General features: G+C 64.4%; 21 protein-coding genes. 13 read left to right on the top strand and 8 right to left on the bottom strand.

Annotated elements, in window-relative coordinates; all coding sequences use genetic code 11:
* The first annotated feature begins 72 nt into the window (after positions 1 to 72).
* From Q0718_RS09935 to rimK, 4 genes are all read left to right on the top strand, one after another.
* Positions 73 to 210 carry a hypothetical protein gene (locus Q0718_RS09935; protein WP_298917117.1) on the top strand — a complete coding sequence of 46 codons (138 nt, stop codon included), beginning with the start codon at positions 73 to 75 and terminating at the stop codon, positions 208 to 210.
* A gap of 40 nt (positions 211 to 250) precedes the next feature.
* Entirely contained in the window at positions 251 to 595 is a 345-nt protein-coding gene (locus Q0718_RS09930) for a hypothetical protein (protein WP_298917115.1), read from the top strand.
* 110 nt (positions 596 to 705) lie between these two features.
* A complete protein-coding gene (locus Q0718_RS09925; protein WP_298917112.1) occupies positions 706 to 1,155 on the top strand; it encodes a RimK/LysX family protein in 450 nt (149 codons plus the stop codon).
* Positions 1,156 to 1,259: 104 nt separating this feature from the next.
* Positions 1,260 to 2,144, top strand: a complete 885-nt coding sequence (gene rimK / locus Q0718_RS09920; RefSeq protein WP_298917109.1) for a 30S ribosomal protein S6--L-glutamate ligase — start codon at positions 1,260 to 1,262, stop codon at positions 2,142 to 2,144.
* 56 nt (positions 2,145 to 2,200) lie between these two features.
* On the opposite strand, the gene Q0718_RS09915 is transcribed toward rimK, so the two are convergent.
* The gene (locus tag Q0718_RS09915) at positions 2,201 to 3,280 is read right to left on the bottom strand and encodes a DUF5694 domain-containing protein (RefSeq protein WP_298917106.1); all 1,080 of its coding nucleotides are present in this window, start codon (positions 3,278 to 3,280) and stop codon (positions 2,201 to 2,203) included.
* A 336-nt stretch (positions 3,281 to 3,616) separates the two neighbouring features.
* Here Q0718_RS09915 and secY point away from each other — a divergent pair, with 336 nt between their 5' ends.
* From secY to rplQ, 6 genes are all read left to right on the top strand, one after another.
* A complete protein-coding gene (gene secY / locus Q0718_RS09910; RefSeq protein WP_298917104.1) occupies positions 3,617 to 4,990 on the top strand; it encodes a preprotein translocase subunit SecY in 1,374 nt (457 codons plus the stop codon).
* A gap of 46 nt (positions 4,991 to 5,036) precedes the next feature.
* On the top strand, positions 5,037 to 5,621 hold the full coding sequence (locus Q0718_RS09905) for an adenylate kinase (RefSeq protein WP_366523871.1): 585 nt from the start codon (positions 5,037 to 5,039) through the stop codon (positions 5,619 to 5,621).
* Positions 5,622 to 5,836: 215 nt separating this feature from the next.
* Positions 5,837 to 6,205 carry a 30S ribosomal protein S13 gene (gene rpsM / locus Q0718_RS09900; protein ID WP_298917100.1) on the top strand — a complete coding sequence of 123 codons (369 nt, stop codon included), beginning with the start codon at positions 5,837 to 5,839 and terminating at the stop codon, positions 6,203 to 6,205.
* Positions 6,206 to 6,216: 11 nt separating this feature from the next.
* Complete coding sequence (gene rpsK / locus Q0718_RS09895; protein WP_298917097.1) at positions 6,217 to 6,606, top strand: 30S ribosomal protein S11; 390 nt, start codon at positions 6,217 to 6,219, stop codon at positions 6,604 to 6,606.
* Between the two features lie 118 nt (positions 6,607 to 6,724).
* Positions 6,725 to 7,741 carry a DNA-directed RNA polymerase subunit alpha gene (locus Q0718_RS09890; protein WP_298917094.1) on the top strand — a complete coding sequence of 339 codons (1,017 nt, stop codon included), beginning with the start codon at positions 6,725 to 6,727 and terminating at the stop codon, positions 7,739 to 7,741.
* Between the two features lie 64 nt (positions 7,742 to 7,805).
* On the top strand, positions 7,806 to 8,216 hold the full coding sequence (rplQ, locus tag Q0718_RS09885; RefSeq protein WP_298917091.1) for a 50S ribosomal protein L17: 411 nt from the start codon (positions 7,806 to 7,808) through the stop codon (positions 8,214 to 8,216).
* A gap of 611 nt (positions 8,217 to 8,827) precedes the next feature.
* Here the strand turns inward: rplQ and Q0718_RS09880 are convergent.
* The 4 genes from Q0718_RS09880 to Q0718_RS09865 are packed head-to-tail and all read right to left on the bottom strand — an operon-like array spanning position 8,828 to position 12,444.
* Entirely contained in the window at positions 8,828 to 10,789 is a 1,962-nt protein-coding gene (locus Q0718_RS09880) for a DUF2207 domain-containing protein (RefSeq protein WP_298917088.1), read from the bottom strand.
* Complete coding sequence (locus Q0718_RS09875) at positions 10,786 to 11,340, bottom strand: LemA family protein (RefSeq protein WP_298917085.1); 555 nt, start codon at positions 11,338 to 11,340, stop codon at positions 10,786 to 10,788. The genes Q0718_RS09880 and Q0718_RS09875 overlap by 4 nt, the downstream gene beginning before the upstream one ends.
* A 9-nt stretch (positions 11,341 to 11,349) precedes the next feature.
* Positions 11,350 to 12,135 carry a sterol desaturase family protein gene (locus Q0718_RS09870; RefSeq protein ID WP_298917082.1) on the bottom strand — a complete coding sequence of 262 codons (786 nt, stop codon included), beginning with the start codon at positions 12,133 to 12,135 and terminating at the stop codon, positions 11,350 to 11,352.
* Positions 12,136 to 12,444, bottom strand: a complete 309-nt coding sequence (locus tag Q0718_RS09865; protein WP_298917080.1) for a hypothetical protein — start codon at positions 12,442 to 12,444, stop codon at positions 12,136 to 12,138.
* Between the two features lie 50 nt (positions 12,445 to 12,494).
* Here Q0718_RS09865 and Q0718_RS09860 point away from each other — a divergent pair, with 50 nt between their 5' ends.
* The gene (locus Q0718_RS09860; protein ID WP_298917078.1) at positions 12,495 to 13,316 is read left to right on the top strand and encodes an SDR family oxidoreductase; all 822 of its coding nucleotides are present in this window, start codon (positions 12,495 to 12,497) and stop codon (positions 13,314 to 13,316) included.
* A 17-nt stretch (positions 13,317 to 13,333) separates the two neighbouring features.
* Positions 13,334 to 14,038 carry an orotidine-5'-phosphate decarboxylase gene (gene pyrF, locus Q0718_RS09855; RefSeq protein WP_366523870.1) on the top strand — a complete coding sequence of 235 codons (705 nt, stop codon included), beginning with the start codon at positions 13,334 to 13,336 and terminating at the stop codon, positions 14,036 to 14,038.
* Here pyrF and Q0718_RS09850 read toward each other — a convergent pair.
* The 3 genes from Q0718_RS09850 to Q0718_RS09840 all read right to left on the bottom strand — a co-directional run bounded on the left by Q0718_RS09850 (position 14,035) and on the right by Q0718_RS09840 (position 15,577).
* The gene (locus Q0718_RS09850; protein ID WP_298917074.1) at positions 14,035 to 14,547 is read right to left on the bottom strand and encodes a hypothetical protein; all 513 of its coding nucleotides are present in this window, start codon (positions 14,545 to 14,547) and stop codon (positions 14,035 to 14,037) included. The two genes, pyrF and Q0718_RS09850, sit on opposite strands and share 4 nt — an antisense overlap.
* Before the next feature lie 122 nt (positions 14,548 to 14,669).
* Positions 14,670 to 15,278 carry a hypothetical protein gene (locus tag Q0718_RS09845; protein ID WP_298917072.1) on the bottom strand — a complete coding sequence of 203 codons (609 nt, stop codon included), beginning with the start codon at positions 15,276 to 15,278 and terminating at the stop codon, positions 14,670 to 14,672.
* An 89-nt stretch (positions 15,279 to 15,367) separates the two neighbouring features.
* Positions 15,368 to 15,577, bottom strand: coding sequence for a DUF1674 domain-containing protein (locus Q0718_RS09840; protein ID WP_366523859.1), 210 nt, complete (start codon positions 15,575 to 15,577; stop codon positions 15,368 to 15,370).
* Positions 15,578 to 15,737: 160 nt separating this feature from the next.
* Here Q0718_RS09840 and Q0718_RS09835 point away from each other — a divergent pair, with 160 nt between their 5' ends.
* Positions 15,738 to 17,348, top strand: coding sequence for a transcription antitermination factor NusB (locus Q0718_RS09835; protein ID WP_366523858.1), 1,611 nt, complete (start codon positions 15,738 to 15,740; stop codon positions 17,346 to 17,348).
* Positions 17,349 to 17,405 lie beyond the last annotated feature (57 nt).

The following is a 17,405-nucleotide window of genomic DNA, read 5'->3' as shown; positions in this document are numbered from 1 at the left end:
CCGGATTCGATTGGCATCGACGCGTTGAGGTCCCGTTGGTCCCCGATGCCGGCAATGTGCCATAAGCTCGTTATGCCGAAGCTGTTCCGCTCCTATATCGATCATGTCAGCCGACCGAGGGCGATCCTTGGCTACGGTGCGGCGACAATCGTACTGACCCTGATATTCGGTTTCGTCATGACGATCTGGGATTTCAGGGGTCGTCGATGAGACGGTTCGCCCCGCTGACGTTGCCGCTTATGTGGCGGAGATGACGGACGCGCAGCGCCGCGCGCATCTATGGCTGACCGGTACGGTCGATATCGTCTACCCGTTTGCCTATTCGGCTTTTTTCGTCGGGGTGTTCCGACGGTTCCTGCCGAGCCGGTTTGGATGGGTCATGATCGCGGTTGCATTGGCTGTCGTGCCGTTCGACCTGATCGAAGGCTTCGCACAGCTCCTCATTCTGAATGGCGGTTTGGACTATCTCGGCGTGAAAGCGATCGCGACGTCTCTCAAGCTCGCTCTCTACATTCCGGCATTGGGTCTCGCCATGGGCCTCCTGATCGTGGCAGGTGTCCGGTGGATGAGGCGTGCCGAAAAGGCCCCGGTCTGACTCCGGATGCCGATATGGATACTCGTTCCACGGTTCATACCGCTACCGGTTCGCGTCATCACGCTTTCGCCGTTGCATGATGCTCGGCCCGGCCTCGGAAAAGGATAGGCATGACGGATAGTCCGCTCATTACAATCGGTTGGCGCGAAGTCGTGGCGCTGCCGTCCCTCAGCGTTCAGTCCCTCAAGGTGAAAGCCGATACAGGCGCGAAGACGTCGGCCCTGCATGCGCATAACGTCTTGCCCGTGACGGTGGACGGCCGGGACTATGTGCAGTTCGGTGTCGACTGCGTGTCCACCGATATTTGGCAGCGCCACGTTCTGCCGGTCCATGCCATGCGGTCGGTCAAGAATTCGGGCGGGCAGATCGATGTGCGCTACTCGGTCGAAACGGTTCTGTCCTTCGGCGGGCAGGAGCATGTGATCGAACTGACCTTGGCCGACCGCACGCGCATGCGCTACGACATGATCCTGGGTCGGCGGGCGATGCGGGCCTGCAACATGATCGTCGACCCCAGCCGCTCCTACCTTCTCGGCAAGCCGTCTTCAACGAACGGGTAGGAGCGCTCATCTAGGTGAGGCGGCTTTGGAACGGAAAGACGTGCCGGGCGCTGTAGGACCAGAACTCCGTACCGGCCGGTCCGGACATCCGATCGGAACGCCCCATGAAAATCGCCCTCTTCACCCGCAACGGCAATCTCTATTCGCATAAGCGCCTGCGTGAAGCGGCCGAGGCTCGCGGCCACGAAATCAACGCCATCGACCACATGAAGTGCCTCGTGGATGTCAGCTCCGACGGCGCTCGCTTGCTCTATAAAGGGACGCCGCTGCTCGATTACGATGCTTTGATCCCGCGCATCGGCGCGTCCGTCACCTATTACGGCACCACCATCGTGCGGCAGATGGAAGTCATGGGCGTCTTCGCGCTCAACCCCTCGCTCGGCATAACGCAATCGCGCGACAAGCTGCGCAGCCTGCAACTCATGTCCGAACGCGGCATCGGCATGCCGCGCACCATTTTCACCCATCGCGACGACTATCCGGGCGAAGAGATCGGCCTGCTGGGCGGTGCGCCCGTCGTGTTGAAGGTCACGGAAGGCACGCACGGCGTCGGGGTGATGCTGCTCAAGGACGACAGTTCGGCCAAGGCGGTCATGCAGGCATTCGCCGGCACCGAGTCCGACATCATCCTGCAGGAATTCATCGAGGAAGCCGGCGGCGAAGACGTGCGCTGTCTGGTCGTGGGCGACGAAGTCGTGGCCGCCATGCTGCGCAAGGGCAAGGAGGGCGACTTCCGCTCCAACCTGCACCAGGGCGGCAGTGCGACCGTGACCGAGATCAGCGACATGGAACGTTCCACCGCGCTCGCCTGCGCCCGCGCCATGGGTCTGGAAATGTGCGGCGTGGACCTGCTCCGCTCCGACCGCGGGCCGGTGGTCATGGAAGTCAACTCCTCGCCCGGCCTGAAAGGCATCGAAACTGCCACGGGCATCGACGTCGCCGATAAGGTCATCGCCCACATCGAAACGCGCCTGTCGGGACGGAGTTAGGTCGCGGACCGCCGCAGAGGCTTGGCCGGTCGCAAATGCATCGGGTCTTCATCCGGTCATGGCGATTTCAAAACGGTATCCGTGCTCACGATCTCCACATCGTGCATCTGATCGAGATAGGCTTCGAAATAGGGTTTATGCGACACGCCGACGATGGATAGAACGCGCCCGCCGGGGTCCGTTTTCGCCGCATCCATGATTAGCGACACCATGCGCAGGTTCCGGGCCTGCCATCCCATGGTGTATTGACGCCCATACCTGTCCGGCTCGGAATCGTTCATGGTCCGTGTCCAGTCGCATTCCATCTGCCCACGCTGGTAATCCACACTGTTATAGTCCCGGTAGGCCCCCAGCAGATCGCCGCCGGTCAGTTTCGCTTTCGCGGCTTCGACATGGGCGCCGCACGGCTCGCCGTCACCGCGCCAAAGCGTTTCGATGCGTGCGCCGTATGCCGCCTGATCGTCCTCGGTTCTGAAATAGGAGCCGTGGTCGTCGGCTGGAAAAACGCGTTCGAGCCCGAGCCGCGCTGCAAGCCGCGCCGCGATGGACCGGCTCTCGTTCAGCGACCCGCTTCGCGCGTTCAGCAAAGCGACGGATTGGGGCCCGAGTCCGTCTCGCGCCATGCGGTCCGCTTCGTTCAGGCGGAGCCATTGCACCAGAGCCGAGTCGGGATCCTCGCTTGCGATGAATGCGGCTGCAAGGGCGCGGCGCTGTGCCGCCGTGGGAGCTTCCGGCCAATCCGACAAAGCCTGGCGGGCCTGGAAGCTCGCTTCCGCGACGGACAGGCCTGACTCTTTGCGAAAAGGCGCCCCGTCGAAACAGTAATTCTCGGCATAGCCCTCATGTTCGCGCACAAAGGCGCGCGCCCGGTGACACGTCATGCCCGAAGAGTTTTCGACCGTGATGACGTCGGGCCTGTAAGCTGCCAGACGCTCGATCAGAGGCTCCAGGTCATTCTGCGACAGCGTGTCGTCATGACGGGATAGATGGACCGTTCCCAACACCATGACCTGCGTCGGCTGGACGGTCAGCGCCGGATCCACGCCGCTGAAATTCAAGGCGCCATCAGGAAGACCATCATGAGCGCAAGAGGCCAGCATGATCATTGCGGCCGGAAGTCCGAAAAGATGTTTCATACAGACCGTCACCAGAACAGAGAGGATTGTGATCTATCACTAGCAGTGGCCATGCATTCGGCAAGTGGCCACCGACCGAGTTTCGGAGGCTTGCCGTTCCAAGTTTGAAGGCGCTCGAAGCGACTCGCGACAAAACCCTAAAGTCGCGGTGTTGCAAGCGGCGCTCATCACGAACGCTGCGACCAGCCACATAGCCCCCTTCACACGCCATCCCTCGCTTGCTAGGGGCGCGGACTTCACGACGGGGCTTTCGCCGACAGGCGGTCGTCCCCACTTGGGATGACGGATGTTCGCGCCGATGACCGGCGCGCCTCCGCGACAAGGGACCTCCCCATCATGGTATCAGCCGCCGAACAGCTCGCGCAGAATTTCCGGCCCGGAACTTTCTTCAAGGCCAAGGAGCTGCAACAGCGTTTGCTGTTCACGCTCGGCATCCTCATCATCTACCGGCTCGGCACCTACATTCCGGTGCCGGGGGTCGATCTCGCCGTCTTTTCGGGCTTTCTCGACGGCGGCACGGCCGGAGGATTCGGCGACAGGCTGAACATGTTCGCGGGCGGGGCGGTCGAACGCATGGCCGTCTTCGCGCTCAATGTGATGCCTTACATCTCCGCGTCGATCATCATGACGCTGATGAAAGGCTCGATCCCGTCGCTCAAGGAGCTGGACAAGGAAGGTCAGCAAGGCCGCCAGCAGATCAACCAGTACACGCGCTATCTCACCCTCGTGCTCGCTGCGTTCCAGGCCTTCGGCGTCGCCAAGCTGATCGAGACGTCCGGCGCCGCGATCGATCCGGGCCTGTTCTTCCAGGCGTCCACCGTCATCACGCTGGTCGGCGGGACAATGTTCCTGATGTGGCTCGGCGAACAGGTGACGGCGCGCGGCGTCGGCAACGGCGTATCGCTCATCATCTTCGCCGGCATCGTGGCGGAATTGCCGCGCGCCATCTTCCAGGTGTTTTCGCTCAACAGCACGTCCTCGGTCGTCTCGACCCAGCTGCTCATCCTGCTGATCGTGATGTTCATCGCCCTGTCCATGCTGATCGTCTATGTCGAACGCGCGCAGCGGCGTTTGCTGGTGCAGTATCCCAAGCGCCAGATGGCGCGCGGCCGCCAGTTCGGCGGCGAGAGTTCCTTCATGCCGCTGAAGCTGAACACGGCCGGGGTGATCCCGCCCATCTTCGCCAGCTCCCTGCTGATCCTGCCCACCACGCTCGCCCCGCTCATGCTGGGCGCCGACGGTCAGGGTGCGTCGGGCATCGCAACGACGCTGCTGGCGGCGTTGGGCTACGGCCAGCCCATCTATCTGGCGCTCTACGGTCTTCTGATCATCTTCTTCTGCTACTTCTACGTTCCTTACGTCTTCAAGCCCGACGACGTGGCCGACAATCTGCGCAAGAATGGCGGCTTCCTGCCGGGCATCCGTCCGGGCGCGCGCACGGCCGACTATCTGACCTACGTCCTGTCGCGCCTGACGTTCATCGGGGCGGTCTATGTCGCCTTCGTCTGCGTCGTTCCGGAATTGGTGATCGCGCAGAATGACGGGATCCCGCCTTCGGTGGCGATGCTGATCGGCGGGATGAGCCTGCTCATCATCGTGTCGGTCACGCTGGACACGGTCGCGCAGATCCAGTCGCACCTGATCGCACACCAGTATGAGGGCCTGATCAAGAAGTCGCGCATGCGCCGACGGTCCAAGGGCAAGACGTAGGAATCCTTGAGGGGGAGTGAGCGTCATGGCGATGCACGATAGAAAACTGAACATCATCCTGTTCGGCCCGCCTGCAGCCGGGAAAGGCACGCAGGCCAAGACGCTCGTCGAGAATCACGGCCTGGTGCAGCTTTCGACCGGCGACATGCTGCGCGCCGCCGTCGCGTCGGGGTCGGAACTGGGCGAGCGGGTCAAGCAGATCATGGACCGGGGCGACCTTGTATCCGATGACATCGTCATCGCCCTGATCGAGGACCGGATCGAATCCAGCCCCGACGCCGCCGGCTTCATCTATGACGGCTTCCCGCGCACCGTGCCGCAGGCCGAAGCCCTCGATGCCGCACTGACGAAACGCGACATGGGGATCGATTCGGTGATCCGTCTCAAGGTGGACGACGCCGCGCTGATGGAGCGCATCAAGACCCGGTTTGCCGAACAGGGCCGCAAGGACGACAATCCGGACAGTTTCAAGGTCCGCCTGGACAATTACAATGAACAGACCGCGCCGCTGCTGCCCTATTATGCCGCGCAAGGGAAATTGGCCGAAGTGGACGGTATGCGCGCCATCGAGGACGTCTCCGCCCAGATCGCCGACGTTCTGGACATGGTGACGAACGCCGCGGCGTGCTGAGCGGGAGTCTCCGTCCCGCAGCCTGCAGGATGCTGCACCGCCCCGGTTGACGGCACGCGCACCTGCGCCTAAAGGACCGCCTTCGCGACGCGGCGGCGCGTAATCCGCCCGTTTCCTTATGGGAAAACCTAACCAGAGGCCCAGCGCAAGCGGGCCGAAGCGTCCCCCGGCCGATCGTGGCGCAAGGGCCGCCAGGCGAAGAGGAACGAACCGATATGGCTCGTATAGCCGGGGTCAACATCCCCACCAACAAGCGCGTCAAGATCGCGCTCACCTACATTCACGGGATCGGTCCGGCCACGGCCGCCGGCATCACCAAGGCCGTGGGCATCGCCGACGACCGCCGCGTGCAGGACCTGACCGACGCCGAAGTGCTTTCCATTCGCGAAGCCATCGACCGCGACCACATGGTCGAAGGCGATCTGCGCCGCGAAGTCAGCCAGAATATCAAGCGCCTGATGGATATGGGCAACTATCGCGGCCTGCGCCACCGCCGTGGCCTGCCGGTTCGCGGACAGCGCACCCACACCAATGCCCGCACCCGCAAGGGTCCCGCCAAAGCCATCGCCGGCAAGAAGAAGTAGGACCAGGAACAATGGCCAAGGAACCCGGTCGCATCCGCCGCGCGGATCGCAAGAACATCACGTCGGGCGTCGCGCACGTCGCTTCGACCTTCAACAACACCATCATCACCATCACGGATGCGCAAGGCAACGCTGTCGCCTGGAGTTCCGCTGGCGCCATGGGCTTCAAGGGGTCGCGCAAATCGACACCTTACGCCGCCCAGGTTGCGGCCGAAGACGCCGCCAAGAAGGCGATGGAGCACGGCATGAACACGCTGGAAGTCAATGTGAACGGTCCCGGTTCGGGCCGCGAATCGGCGGTCCGCGCGCTGCAGGCGACGGGCTTCACCATCACGACCATCCGCGACGTGACGCCGATCCCGCACAATGGTTGCCGCGCGCCCAAACGCCGCCGCGTCTAATCTGAGCTTCCCCGCGACGGCCTTTTGCGGTCGCTCGCACCTACAGCGCCAACCGGGAGACGTTCCGGCTCGGCGCTTCGCCTCTTGCGAGAGGCACGTCCCAGGAGAAGGACACGTAATGATTGAAAAGAATTGGCAGGAACTGATCCGTCCGATCAACCCGGAAATCGAGCCGGGCCGCAACCCCGAACGCAAGGCCACAATCACGGCCGAACCGCTGGAGCGCGGCTTCGGCATGACGCTGGGCAATTCGCTGCGCCGCGTGCTGCTGTCTTCCCTGCAGGGCTCGGCCGTCTCGGCCGTGCAGATCGACGGGATTGTCCACGAATTCACGTCCATTCCGGGTGTTCGCGAGGACGTGACTAACATCATCCTCAATCTGAAGGGCCTGACGGTCCGCCTGCACAATGAAGGGCCGAAAAAGGTTCTGCTGCGCAAGACCGGTTCGGGCCCCGTGACGGGTCATGACATTGAGGAGTCGGCCGATGTCGAGATCCTCAACAAGGACCACATCATCTGCACTGCGGACGAAGGTGCGGACATCCGCATGGAACTGACGATCACGTCGGGCAAGGGCTATGTCGCCGCGGCCGCATCGCGCCCCGAAGACGCGCCGATCGGTCTGATCAGCGTCGATGCGCTCTATTCGCCCGTCAAGCGTGTCGCCTACCGCGTGGAAGATACGCGCGAAGGCCAGGTGCTGGACTATGACAAGCTGCTGATCGACATCGAGACCAACGGGGCCGTCACGCCCGAAGACGCCGTGGCCGTGGCCGCGCGCATCCTGCAGGACCAGTTCCAGGTGTTCGTGAACTTCGACGATCCGGAAGACACGGTTCGCGGCGAAGAGAAACCCGAACTCGACTTCAATCCGGCGCTGCTGCGCAAGGTGGACGAGCTCGAATTGTCCGTCCGTTCGGCCAACTGCCTGAAGAACGACAACATCGTCTATATCGGCGACCTAATCCAGAAGAGCGAAGCCGAAATGCTCCGCACGCCGAACTTCGGCCGCAAGTCCCTGAACGAGATCAAGGAAGTGCTCGCCGCCATGGGCCTGCACCTTGGCATGGACGCGCCGAACTGGCCGCCGGAAAACATCGAAGAACTCGCCAAGAAATACGACGACCACATCTAGGCTCCCGCCTGATAATGGACGCACGTTTTAAAGCTGCCACAGCTTGAATTGAAGGAATAGTCAAATGCGCCATCGCATTGCCCACCGCAAACTGAACCGCACCGCCAGCCACCGCAAGGCCATGTTCGCCAACATGTCCTCTTCCCTGGTCGAGCACGAGCAGATTGTCACAACCCTGCCAAAGGCCAAGGAGCTCCGCCCCTTCGTGGAGAAGCTTGTCACGCTGGCCAAGAAGGGCGATCTGAACTCCCGCCGCATCGCCATCGCGCGCATGCGCAACAAGGATCAGGCCAAGAAACTCTTCGACGTCATCGGCCCGCGCTATGCGGATCGGTCCGGCGGCTATATCCGCGTCATGAAGGCGGGCTTCCGCTACGGCGACAACGCCCCCATGGCCGTCATCGAATTCGTTGACCGCGACGAAGACGCCAAAGGCAAGATCGACCGCGAACGCGCCGACACTGTCGACGCGTAACTTCCCAGACTGGTTCCACGGATTTTGCGTCCCCGATAGGGGCCAAAGGCCGCGAACCGGCCCGTCGCAAATGCCGCCCATCGGCTGTTCCTTTCAATGCATGAAAGGGACTGGTGCGGGGCAAGCCCAGACAGGCCCTGACCGCCCATCCTGCTATGATCCTCATTCCGGACTTGATCCGGGTTCCATCGCCTAACCTTACCGGCTAGGTCAGCCGTCCTGTTGTGGAGCCCGGGGTGGCGCTATGAAGGTTAGCTGAGGCATGAGCAGACAGGCCTCGAACAGATCTCCTGCCAGACTGTCTGAACTCTTTCAGAATACACCGTTCATCCCTCTGGAACGTCCGGCCAGTCTCAATGAAGGCCGGTGCGCGACACGCACTCACCGCGACGTGACTCCCGATGCCCGGTCGCATTTGAGGCCATACCCGAAAGCCCTGGCCCTTACGCCGCGCTCCGTCGCTCAACTCCGAAAGCCGAACGAAACGGCAAGCGATGGACCCCGGGGTCGAGCCTGGGGTGAGGAGGGGAGAAGGTCGTCCTTGGTTTTCATGACCGGGGATGGAGAAAGGCGAGGAGATGAATGGGCCGCAGCGCGCTTGGCAAATGGGACTACCAGCCTCCGCCCCCGCCGCCGCCCCCGCCGCCGCCGGAAAACCCGCCGCCGCCCGATCCCGAACTGAAACCGGAACTGGAGCCGGAACCGCTGCTCTGGCTGACCGGGGCGGCCGCCGCGACGCCTGAAGTCAGCGTCTTGTTGAGCGAGCGGGTGAAGTCGACGGGATCGCCCCGGCCCGACAGCATGTCGCCGTGGGCGTAGGCGGGACGGTATTCGGCCGCTTCGCGCGGCAAGGATGTCTCGAACTGCTTCGTCCACGGCTTTTCCACGCCCAGCGCCATGGCGTAGGGCAGGAAGCGTTCATACAGTTCGACCGTCATGGCGGGCGGACGTCCCGACACGGGATCGGCCATGTTGAGCCGGTCTTTCTCGGCCGTCTCCAGATAGAGCTTGAAGCCCTCGATCTCGGCGCCGACCTTCGCGCCGTGCTTCGTCGGCGCTGGCAGAAGGATGAAGAACAGGATATTGAGGCCGAGCAGGCCCGCGAAAAGGCCGAGCGCCAATGGCGTGCTCTTGGCTACGGGCTGGAGGAAGACGAGTGCGGCGAGGACGACGGACAGAAGCACGCCCAGCAGGATCCAGCCCAGATTGTGGCGATGATAGTCCGAGCCGTAGCGTTCGCCCATGATCCTGTGGAATTTCATGACGCCGCGGTGGAAAGCCGTATCGGTCCCGCCGTCCAGGACGAGCGTACCGTCGCGACCGTCCATCAACGCATCGATCAGCACGTGCGCATCCGGATGAAGCGCTCCGTCGGATAATTGACGGATGGTGGTGCGCGTTTTGTCCGCTTCGATATCCAGAACGCCTTGCCCGCCCAGATGCATCAGCATGGCGGACAGCGCGTCGAACCCGCGAAAGCCCTTATGGTGGATGTAATGCACGGCAGCCGAACTATAGGAGCGGCGGCCCTTGCGAGGCGGCGCGTAGCGGGGAAACACAGGCGGCTTCTGCGGATCGCGCCCGATCCGGTGCCACAGCACACCGTAATAGAGCAGGATCGCCGCGCCGCCGAGACCGAGCAGGATCGCCGCGCCGCGGCGGATCCAGAAAAAGGCCTGTTTTTCCGCCGCGCTCATCGGTGCGATGACGCCCGGTGCGATGGAGGCGGAGACCGTCAGACCCGCCCGTGACGGCAAGGGCTGCGTGGTTTCGAAGGTTACGGTTCCTCCGTCGACCTCCGCCCTGGCGTTTTGCGCCCGGCTACCGAACGGGCCGGTGGTGAAAGCGACGTCCGTGACGGTTGCGCCGTCCGGGAACCGCACCGTTGCGCGGGCCCGGTCGATGGGGAAAGAAAAATAAGTGCCGGTCGCGTTCCAAAAGAGCTCATCGCGGTCGTCGTGGCGACGGATCCGGTCGGCGACACTGTAACGGATGCGGTACGTGTAGGGTCCGGGCCGCAGGAAATAGTTTTGCCGCCCGAGCCTGAACGTGACGGCATTGCCGTTATACGATGTGGTGACGCTCTCCGGCTCTCCGTCGCGCGTGACTTCCAGCAGGCGGTAGTCGTAATCCAGCGTCACGCCCATGAAGGTGTAGCGCGCCGGGAGTTCGCGGAAAATGCCGCGCCGGATGTCACGGCCGGCGGCAACGAGGTCGATTGTCTCGGTCACGACGATGTCGCCCGATGTCGCCACGTCGATCTCGACATCGAACAGCGTGATGGCTTCGCGCATCGTGTCGTCGCGCAGGTCTGCATTATGACCCGTTCCGAAAGGATCGAAGACGGGGCCGTCGCGTTCGGCCTTCATCCGGTCGATTGTGTTCTGGAGTTCCGGGTCCGGCGCATCCTGTCGCGCGGATATATCCTCGAACATCCGGATCAATTCGTCACGCGGGTCTTCGCGCAGAAGCGTCGGCTCCGGCTCCGGCGCGGGCGTTTCCGGGTCGGGCGTCTGTGCGGCGGCCAGAGCGGCCCAGACCAAGGCCAGCAGCAGTCCGAGCCAGACTCTCACGCGTCGAACTCCACACCGGGTACGGAAGCTTCGGCCGGATCGATCTCGAAATAGAGCTGCCGTTCGAATCCGAACGGCCCGGCGATCAGATTGAATGGCACGGTGCCGACGGCCGTGTTCAGCTCCCGCACGGCGCCGTTATAGAAGCGGCGGGCCATTTCGATCCTGTCCTCGGTCGCGGACAGCTGCTCTTGCAGGTCGAGGAAGTTCTCGCTGGCACGCAAATCCGGATAGTTTTCGGCCAGTGCGATCAGGCGCGAGGCGTCCCGTTCGACACGGCCTTCCGCTACGCCGCGCGCGCCGACATCGTCCCCGGCCGATAGCGCCGCCCGGCGGGCGCGCACGACATCTTCGAACAGGTCGCGCTCGTGCTCGGCATAGGCGCGCACCGTCTCGACCAGGCGCGGGATCAGGTCGGCCCGGCGCTTGAGCTGCACATCGATGTCCGACCAGCCATTATTGGCCATCTGGCGCAGGCCGACAAGCCGGTTGAAAATCAGCACTCCGCCCAGAACCAACGCGGCGAGGACGATCAGGAGGGCCCAGAACATGAGACCAGCCTAGGGCTTGCGCCTCGCAAAGGGAAGGACCAGCGAGGCGACCAGACGGGCGGGCCGCTCCGTCTGGTGGTCCGACAGGCCGAGTGTCAGCGGCATGGCCGCCTGGCCGCGATAGGTGCCGAACAGCCGGTCCCAAACGGACAGGTTGAAGCCGTAATTGCTGTCGGTTTCGGTATGGCGCACGGAATGATGGATCCGGTGCATGGCGGGCGTGACGATGAGGCGACGCAGCGCGCGGTCCAGACGCCGCGGCAGAGCCGTGTTGCTGTGCGTGAAAATGGACGTGGCGTTCAGCACGACCTCGAACGCGATCACGGCCAGCACCGACGGACCGAGCGCAAGGATGACGAGCGCTTTCCACAGCAGGCTGATCCCGATCTCGACCGGATGGAACCGTACGCCGGTCGTTGCGTCCAGGTCGCGGTCCGTGTGATGGACGCTATGCAGGCGCCACAGCCAGGGTACGTGGTGAAAGGCGACATGCTGCGCCCAGACGGCGAAGTCGAGCAGCACGACGGCGAGCGCGCCTTCCATCCAGGGGTCGAAGGACAGGACATTGAACAGGCCCCACCCTTGCGCGCTGGCGGCCGCCGCCACGCTGACGGCCAGCACCGGCGCCATCAGCGCGCTGACGACCGTGCCGAGAACGGACAGGGACAGATTGGTGCGCCAACGGGCCAAGCGGGGCAGAACGCGGGTGCGGGCCGGAACGACGCATTCCAATGCGGTGAACAGCAGCAGGACGCCGATGAAGGCGCCGAGCCGGATCAGCCCGGCCGTCTCCAATTACATGCAGCCCTTCTTGCGCCGGGCCAGCGCGATGGAGCGGCGTTCGCGGTCCTGTCCGACTTCGTAGGGGCGGGGATCGTCGCGCAGGCCGACATTGCGCGATCCCTCGTTGCGCCGTTCCAGTTCGCTGCGGTCGGCGAAGACGATTTCCTGCGTCAGCGGGCGGAAGCTTTCGGCCAATTGGCCAAGCTGTTCGCAATCATAGGCCATATATTTCTCAGGATCGGCTTCCCTGAAATCCAGCGTCTTGCAACCGCCGAGCAACGCTGCGGCGATTAGGATGGGGGAGAGCGTTTGCCATGTCATGATCGGACGTTTAGCAAGCGGCCGGGCGGGTGGAAACACATAAAGGGGTCATGATGGCAGATGCGGTGCGGCGGACCATGCTCATCACCGGCGCGTCGGCGGGGATCGGCGCGGCGCTGGCGCGCGACTATGCGCGGCGCGGCTGGGACCTGGTCGTGACCGCGCGGCGGACCGAGCGGCTCGAAGCGCTCAGGACCGAGATCGGAGGCGCATACGGCGTCCGCGTTGCCTGCGTCACGGCCGACCTGATGGAAGACGGCGCCGTGGACGGATTGCTGGCAGAGATCGCCGGGCAGGGGCTGACGATCGACGGGCTGGTCAACAATGCGGGCTACGGCCATCCCGGGTTGTTCCTGGACAGTTCCTGGGAAGAGCATGAGCGCTTCAACCGGCTGATGGTGGGCGTGGTCGTCGAAGCGACCCACAAGCTGCTGCCGGGCATGGTGGAGCGCGGTTTCGGGCGCGTCATGAACGTGGCCAGCCTGGCTGGGCACATGCCGGGCAGTCGGGGCCATACGCTCTATGCCGCGGTGAAAGCCTATCTGATCAAATTCAGCCAGAGCTTGAATGTCGAGCTGGACGGTACGGGCGTGCATGTATCCGCGCTCTGCCCCGGCTTCACGCTGACGGAATTCCACGACGTCAACAGCACGCGCGACGGCATCGACCGGCTGCCGGGATATATGGTGATGAGCGCAGAAGAGTGCGCGCGGCTGGGCGCGGACGCGCTGGAGGACAATGTCGACGTCTTCATTCCGGGCAAGGTCAACCGGACCATCGCCCGGCTGGGCCGGGTCCTGCCGCAGCAACGCGTCAAGCGCATGATGCTGAAGCGCTCGGAAAGTTACCGAAACATGGGAGATGGCCGATGACGGCGCTGGCACAGGACATCCGGACGGATGAGCGCGTCTTCGTGGCGCTCGACCTGCCGGGCGTGGACGAGGCGCGTGCCATGGTCGACCGGCTCGGCGACGCCGTGGCGAGCTACAAGATCGGTCTGCAGCTGCTTCCCGTCGGCGGGGTGCAACTGGGCCGCGACCTGCGCGCCATGGGCAAGAACGTGTTCCTGGATTTCAAATTCCATGACATCGACGCGACCGTCGAAAAGGCGACGGCGTCCGTCGCTGGGCTGGATGCGCAACTGCTGACCGTCCATGCACGGCCGGACGTGATGCGGGCGGCCGTGAAGGGCAAGGGCGGGGCAAGCCTGAAGATCCTCGGCGTAACCGTGCTGACCTCGCTCGACAAGCAGGCGCTGGAGGATATCGGCTATAATGACAATGCCGAAGACCTGGTCATGCGCCGCGTGCGGCAAGCATTGGAAGCGGGTGTGGACGGGGTCGTGGCATCGCCGCTCGAAGCGGCGGCGATCCGGGCTGCGGTGCCGGACGGGTTCCTAGTGGTGACGCCGGGCGTGCGTCCGCGCGGCACGGCGGCGGGCGACCAGAAACGCATCGCCACCCCGGCGGACGCGCTGGCGTCCGGCGCCTCGCACCTGGTGATCGGCCGACCCGTGACGCAGGCGTCCGACCCTGTCGCCGCGGCCCGCGCCGTGATGGCGGAGATCGCCGGCGTGGATTTCAGGACGCGCTAATAGCCGTAACGGGACCTGTAGCGCCGTTTGTAAGGCGCGGGCGCACATGCTGCACTGACACAGACCGGATAGGGCACTGGCACGACCGGCCGCACGACCCGGTAATAAGTCGGGGGCGGCGCAGGGCGATGGATAATGACGGGCGGGCTGATGATGGGCGGTCTGACGATGACGGGGCGCTTCACGACGGGACGGTGGATGACGGGGGCGGGCCGCTTGACGATCGTGTAGCAGTTCACCGTTTTGTGAACCGCGACATTGCACGGAACCGGGTCGGGACGATGCTTGATGGGCGGCTGGTGTCTGGCCACGCATTTCGATTGATGATCGAAATAGGACGATAGGGGCGGTAGGGTGGACGTGCCCGTCACCGGACCGTCACAGCGCACGCAGGGCTTGACCGGTGCGGGGTCGACGATACGGCAATGGGTCGCTTGCGCGGTTCCCGAAAGGCCGAGCGTGCCGAAAAGGCCGACGGTTCCCAACATGGTCTTGATGAGTCGTGACACGGTCGCGCCCTTCTTTTCGTACGTCGGCCCGGACGGCCCCGTTCGAAAGAAAGGCGTGCAACGATTGTGCCAGACGGGTCTTCAACCGAAAAGTCTCGCTATGATCCGGCGAAGTGCGGCGCCTATGATCCGTACCGGCGACCGGTCAGAGCGCGGGGGACTGGGTGTTGCGCGACGGGTCGGGGTGGAAGCGGGCGTCCGCCCGCCAGTGCTGCGGTCCCGGCGCAGGGCGTCCAGCGCACCGGTCCGGGCGCCGGCGGAACCACGCGGCAGGTCGGCGCTGCGATGGGCCGATAGACAGGCGGGCGGTGGATCGTAGGCGCCGCGACGATTGGAGGCCGGATGACGGGTTGCGGGATTGCGGGCGCTTTGATGACGGGCGCGGCGGCCGCACCGGAGCGGCAATAGGTCGTGCTGCCGGGATAGCAGCCGGATGTGAAGGCGACGGGCGCGTCCGGCAGGCCGACCGTTGCGTCCAGGCCGTGGATGCGGGTGATGGACACATGCGGCAGACGCTGAAAGTGGACGCTGTCGAGGAAATCGTAAGGCGTGCGGTTTTCGACCGTACCCGGTCCGCCATGTCCGACCGGTGCGGGCATCAAGGCCAGACCCGCATCGCAACCGGGCGACCCGGCAACGTTGCAGGCCTCGCCCGGATTGGCGACGGCGCCTGTCGGACATAGCAGCGCCAGCAGGCCGCCGACACCCAGTAAAGCCTTCTTGATGGCCATCTCGTCACTCCCGCCTGTTGCGCTGAAGGTCGTTGCCGCCGGCGCGAAGATTCACCTGTCGGGCGTGTCAGCGACGCGGAGGGAGGCGTTTAGAAATCGTAGGCGATGCCGCCCCGTTCCCAATCGCCGTAACGCGTCGGCTCCTCGCCGCTCGGGCCGTTGCGTTCGGTCGGACGATCCGTGTCGGCACGGGCTTCACGCCGTCGCGCGGCGGCCTCTTGCAGGGCGCGCTTGGCGGCGGGCGTCAAGGCCTTGCCGGGGGCGGCGTTTTCCGGTGTATCGGACAATGTCTCTGACATGCCCGACAGGTAGGAAGACCGACCCGAAACGTCAAACCGGACACGATGTCCCGCTGTGCCGATCCGTTACAGTCCAAGCCTGAAAATCGCATGAATCCCACGCTAGGACGATGTTTACCATGACGCATCTTTTCCAGGCAGCTATCCGCTGGCTGCCGGAATGACGGGCTGTCGCAGCGGGATGGACCCTTGGATGGCTCTGCCCTATGCGCGCGCCATGTCAGACACCCCATCCCGACCAGACCGCCCGCGCGGACCCAAACGCTCATCGCAAGGCGGCGGACCCGATCGCCGGAAACCGGGTGGATCCCGCAAAGGCGCTAAAGGCAGCCAAAGTGACAAAGGCGGCAGAGACGGCAAAGGGCGTGGCGACGGACCGAAAGGCGCCTACGGCAAGGGCGGCGGGCGCGGGCGAGCCGATGCCAAGCCGGCCGGTGGATCCTATCGCAAGTCTGCGCGACCGGACCTGTCCAACGCCCAGCGGGCGCGCAAGGCGGCGGCCATGGCGGTCGCCGACGTACTGGGGCGCGGCTTCCGGTTGGAAAGCTCTCTGGCCAAGAACCCGGCGCTGGACGGGCTCGACCCGCGCGACCGGGCGTTTGCGCGTGCCATCGCCGCGACGACCCTGCGTCGGCTGGGCCAGATCGATGCCGTGCTGGCCCCGCTGGTCAAGCGCCCGCCGCCCGGCCGCGTGCAGGCTTTCCTGCAAACGGCCACGGCACAGATGGTCTTCATGGACGTCGCGCCGCACGCCGCGGTCGGCGACACGGTCACGTTGGTGAAGGCGGACAGCAAGGGCGAACCCTTTTCCGGCTTGGTCAATGCCGTGCTGCGCAAGGTGGCCGAAACGGGCAAGGCGGACGCGGCCCAGGTGCCACCGGTCAAGAACTTTCCGGGCTGGCTGCGTTCCGAATGGGACCGGCTCTACGGCAAGGCGGTCGTACGCCGCATGGCGGTGCTGCTCGCATCCGCGCCGCCGTTCGACCTGTCCGTCAAATCCGGTCCCGAAAGCTGGGCCGCGCGGCTGGAAGGTAAGGTGCTGGCCGATTACACTGTCCGGCTGGACACGATCGGCAACGTCGCCAAACTGGACGGATATGAAGATGGGGACTGGTGGGCTCAGGATGTCTCCGCCGCTCTTCCCGCCCGCCTGCTCGAACAAGCCAGCGGTGGACTGTCCGGAAAACGCGTTGCGGACCTGTGTGCCGCACCGGGCGGCAAGACGATGCAACTCGTCGCCATGGGGGCGTCGGTCACGGCTATCGACCTGTCAGAAGCGAGAACCGAACGGCTGTCCCGCAATCTGGCGCGGACCAAGATGGAGGCCGAGATCGTCACGGCGGACCTGACGGAGTACACGCCGGAGGAGACGTTCGACGCGGTGCTGCTCGACGCGCCCTGTTCCGCAACGGGCACGTTCCGGCGTCACCCGGATGTGCTCTACAATCGGCGCGAACGCGATATTACGCCTCTGACCCGACTCCAGGACAAGCTGCTCAAGCATGCGGCGAAATGCGTATCGCCGGGCGGCACGCTGCTTTACTCGGTCTGTTCGCTGCAGGACCGCGAGGGGGCAGCGCGCGTGTCGAAGTTCCTCAAGACCGCACCGGATTTCAGCCTCGTGGCAATCGATGCGGTGCCGGGTCTGGACCTGCCGGACAGCCGGTTGGAGGGCGGGATGTTGCGCGTCCTGCCACCCGATGCGCCGGACGGCCGGGGCATGGACGGATTCTTCATCGCGGTCCTGAGGCGAGGCGAAGACGCGGCCTGAGAGAGGCGTTGCATCCGCTATTTGCGGCCGGGCAGCGCGTCCTAAAGGCCGTATTAA

The organism is uncultured Algimonas sp. (assembly GCF_947498175.1).
Taxonomy (GTDB): Bacteria; Pseudomonadota; Alphaproteobacteria; order Caulobacterales; family Maricaulaceae; genus Litorimonas.
This window is presented reverse-complemented; position numbering and strand designations above follow the sequence as displayed.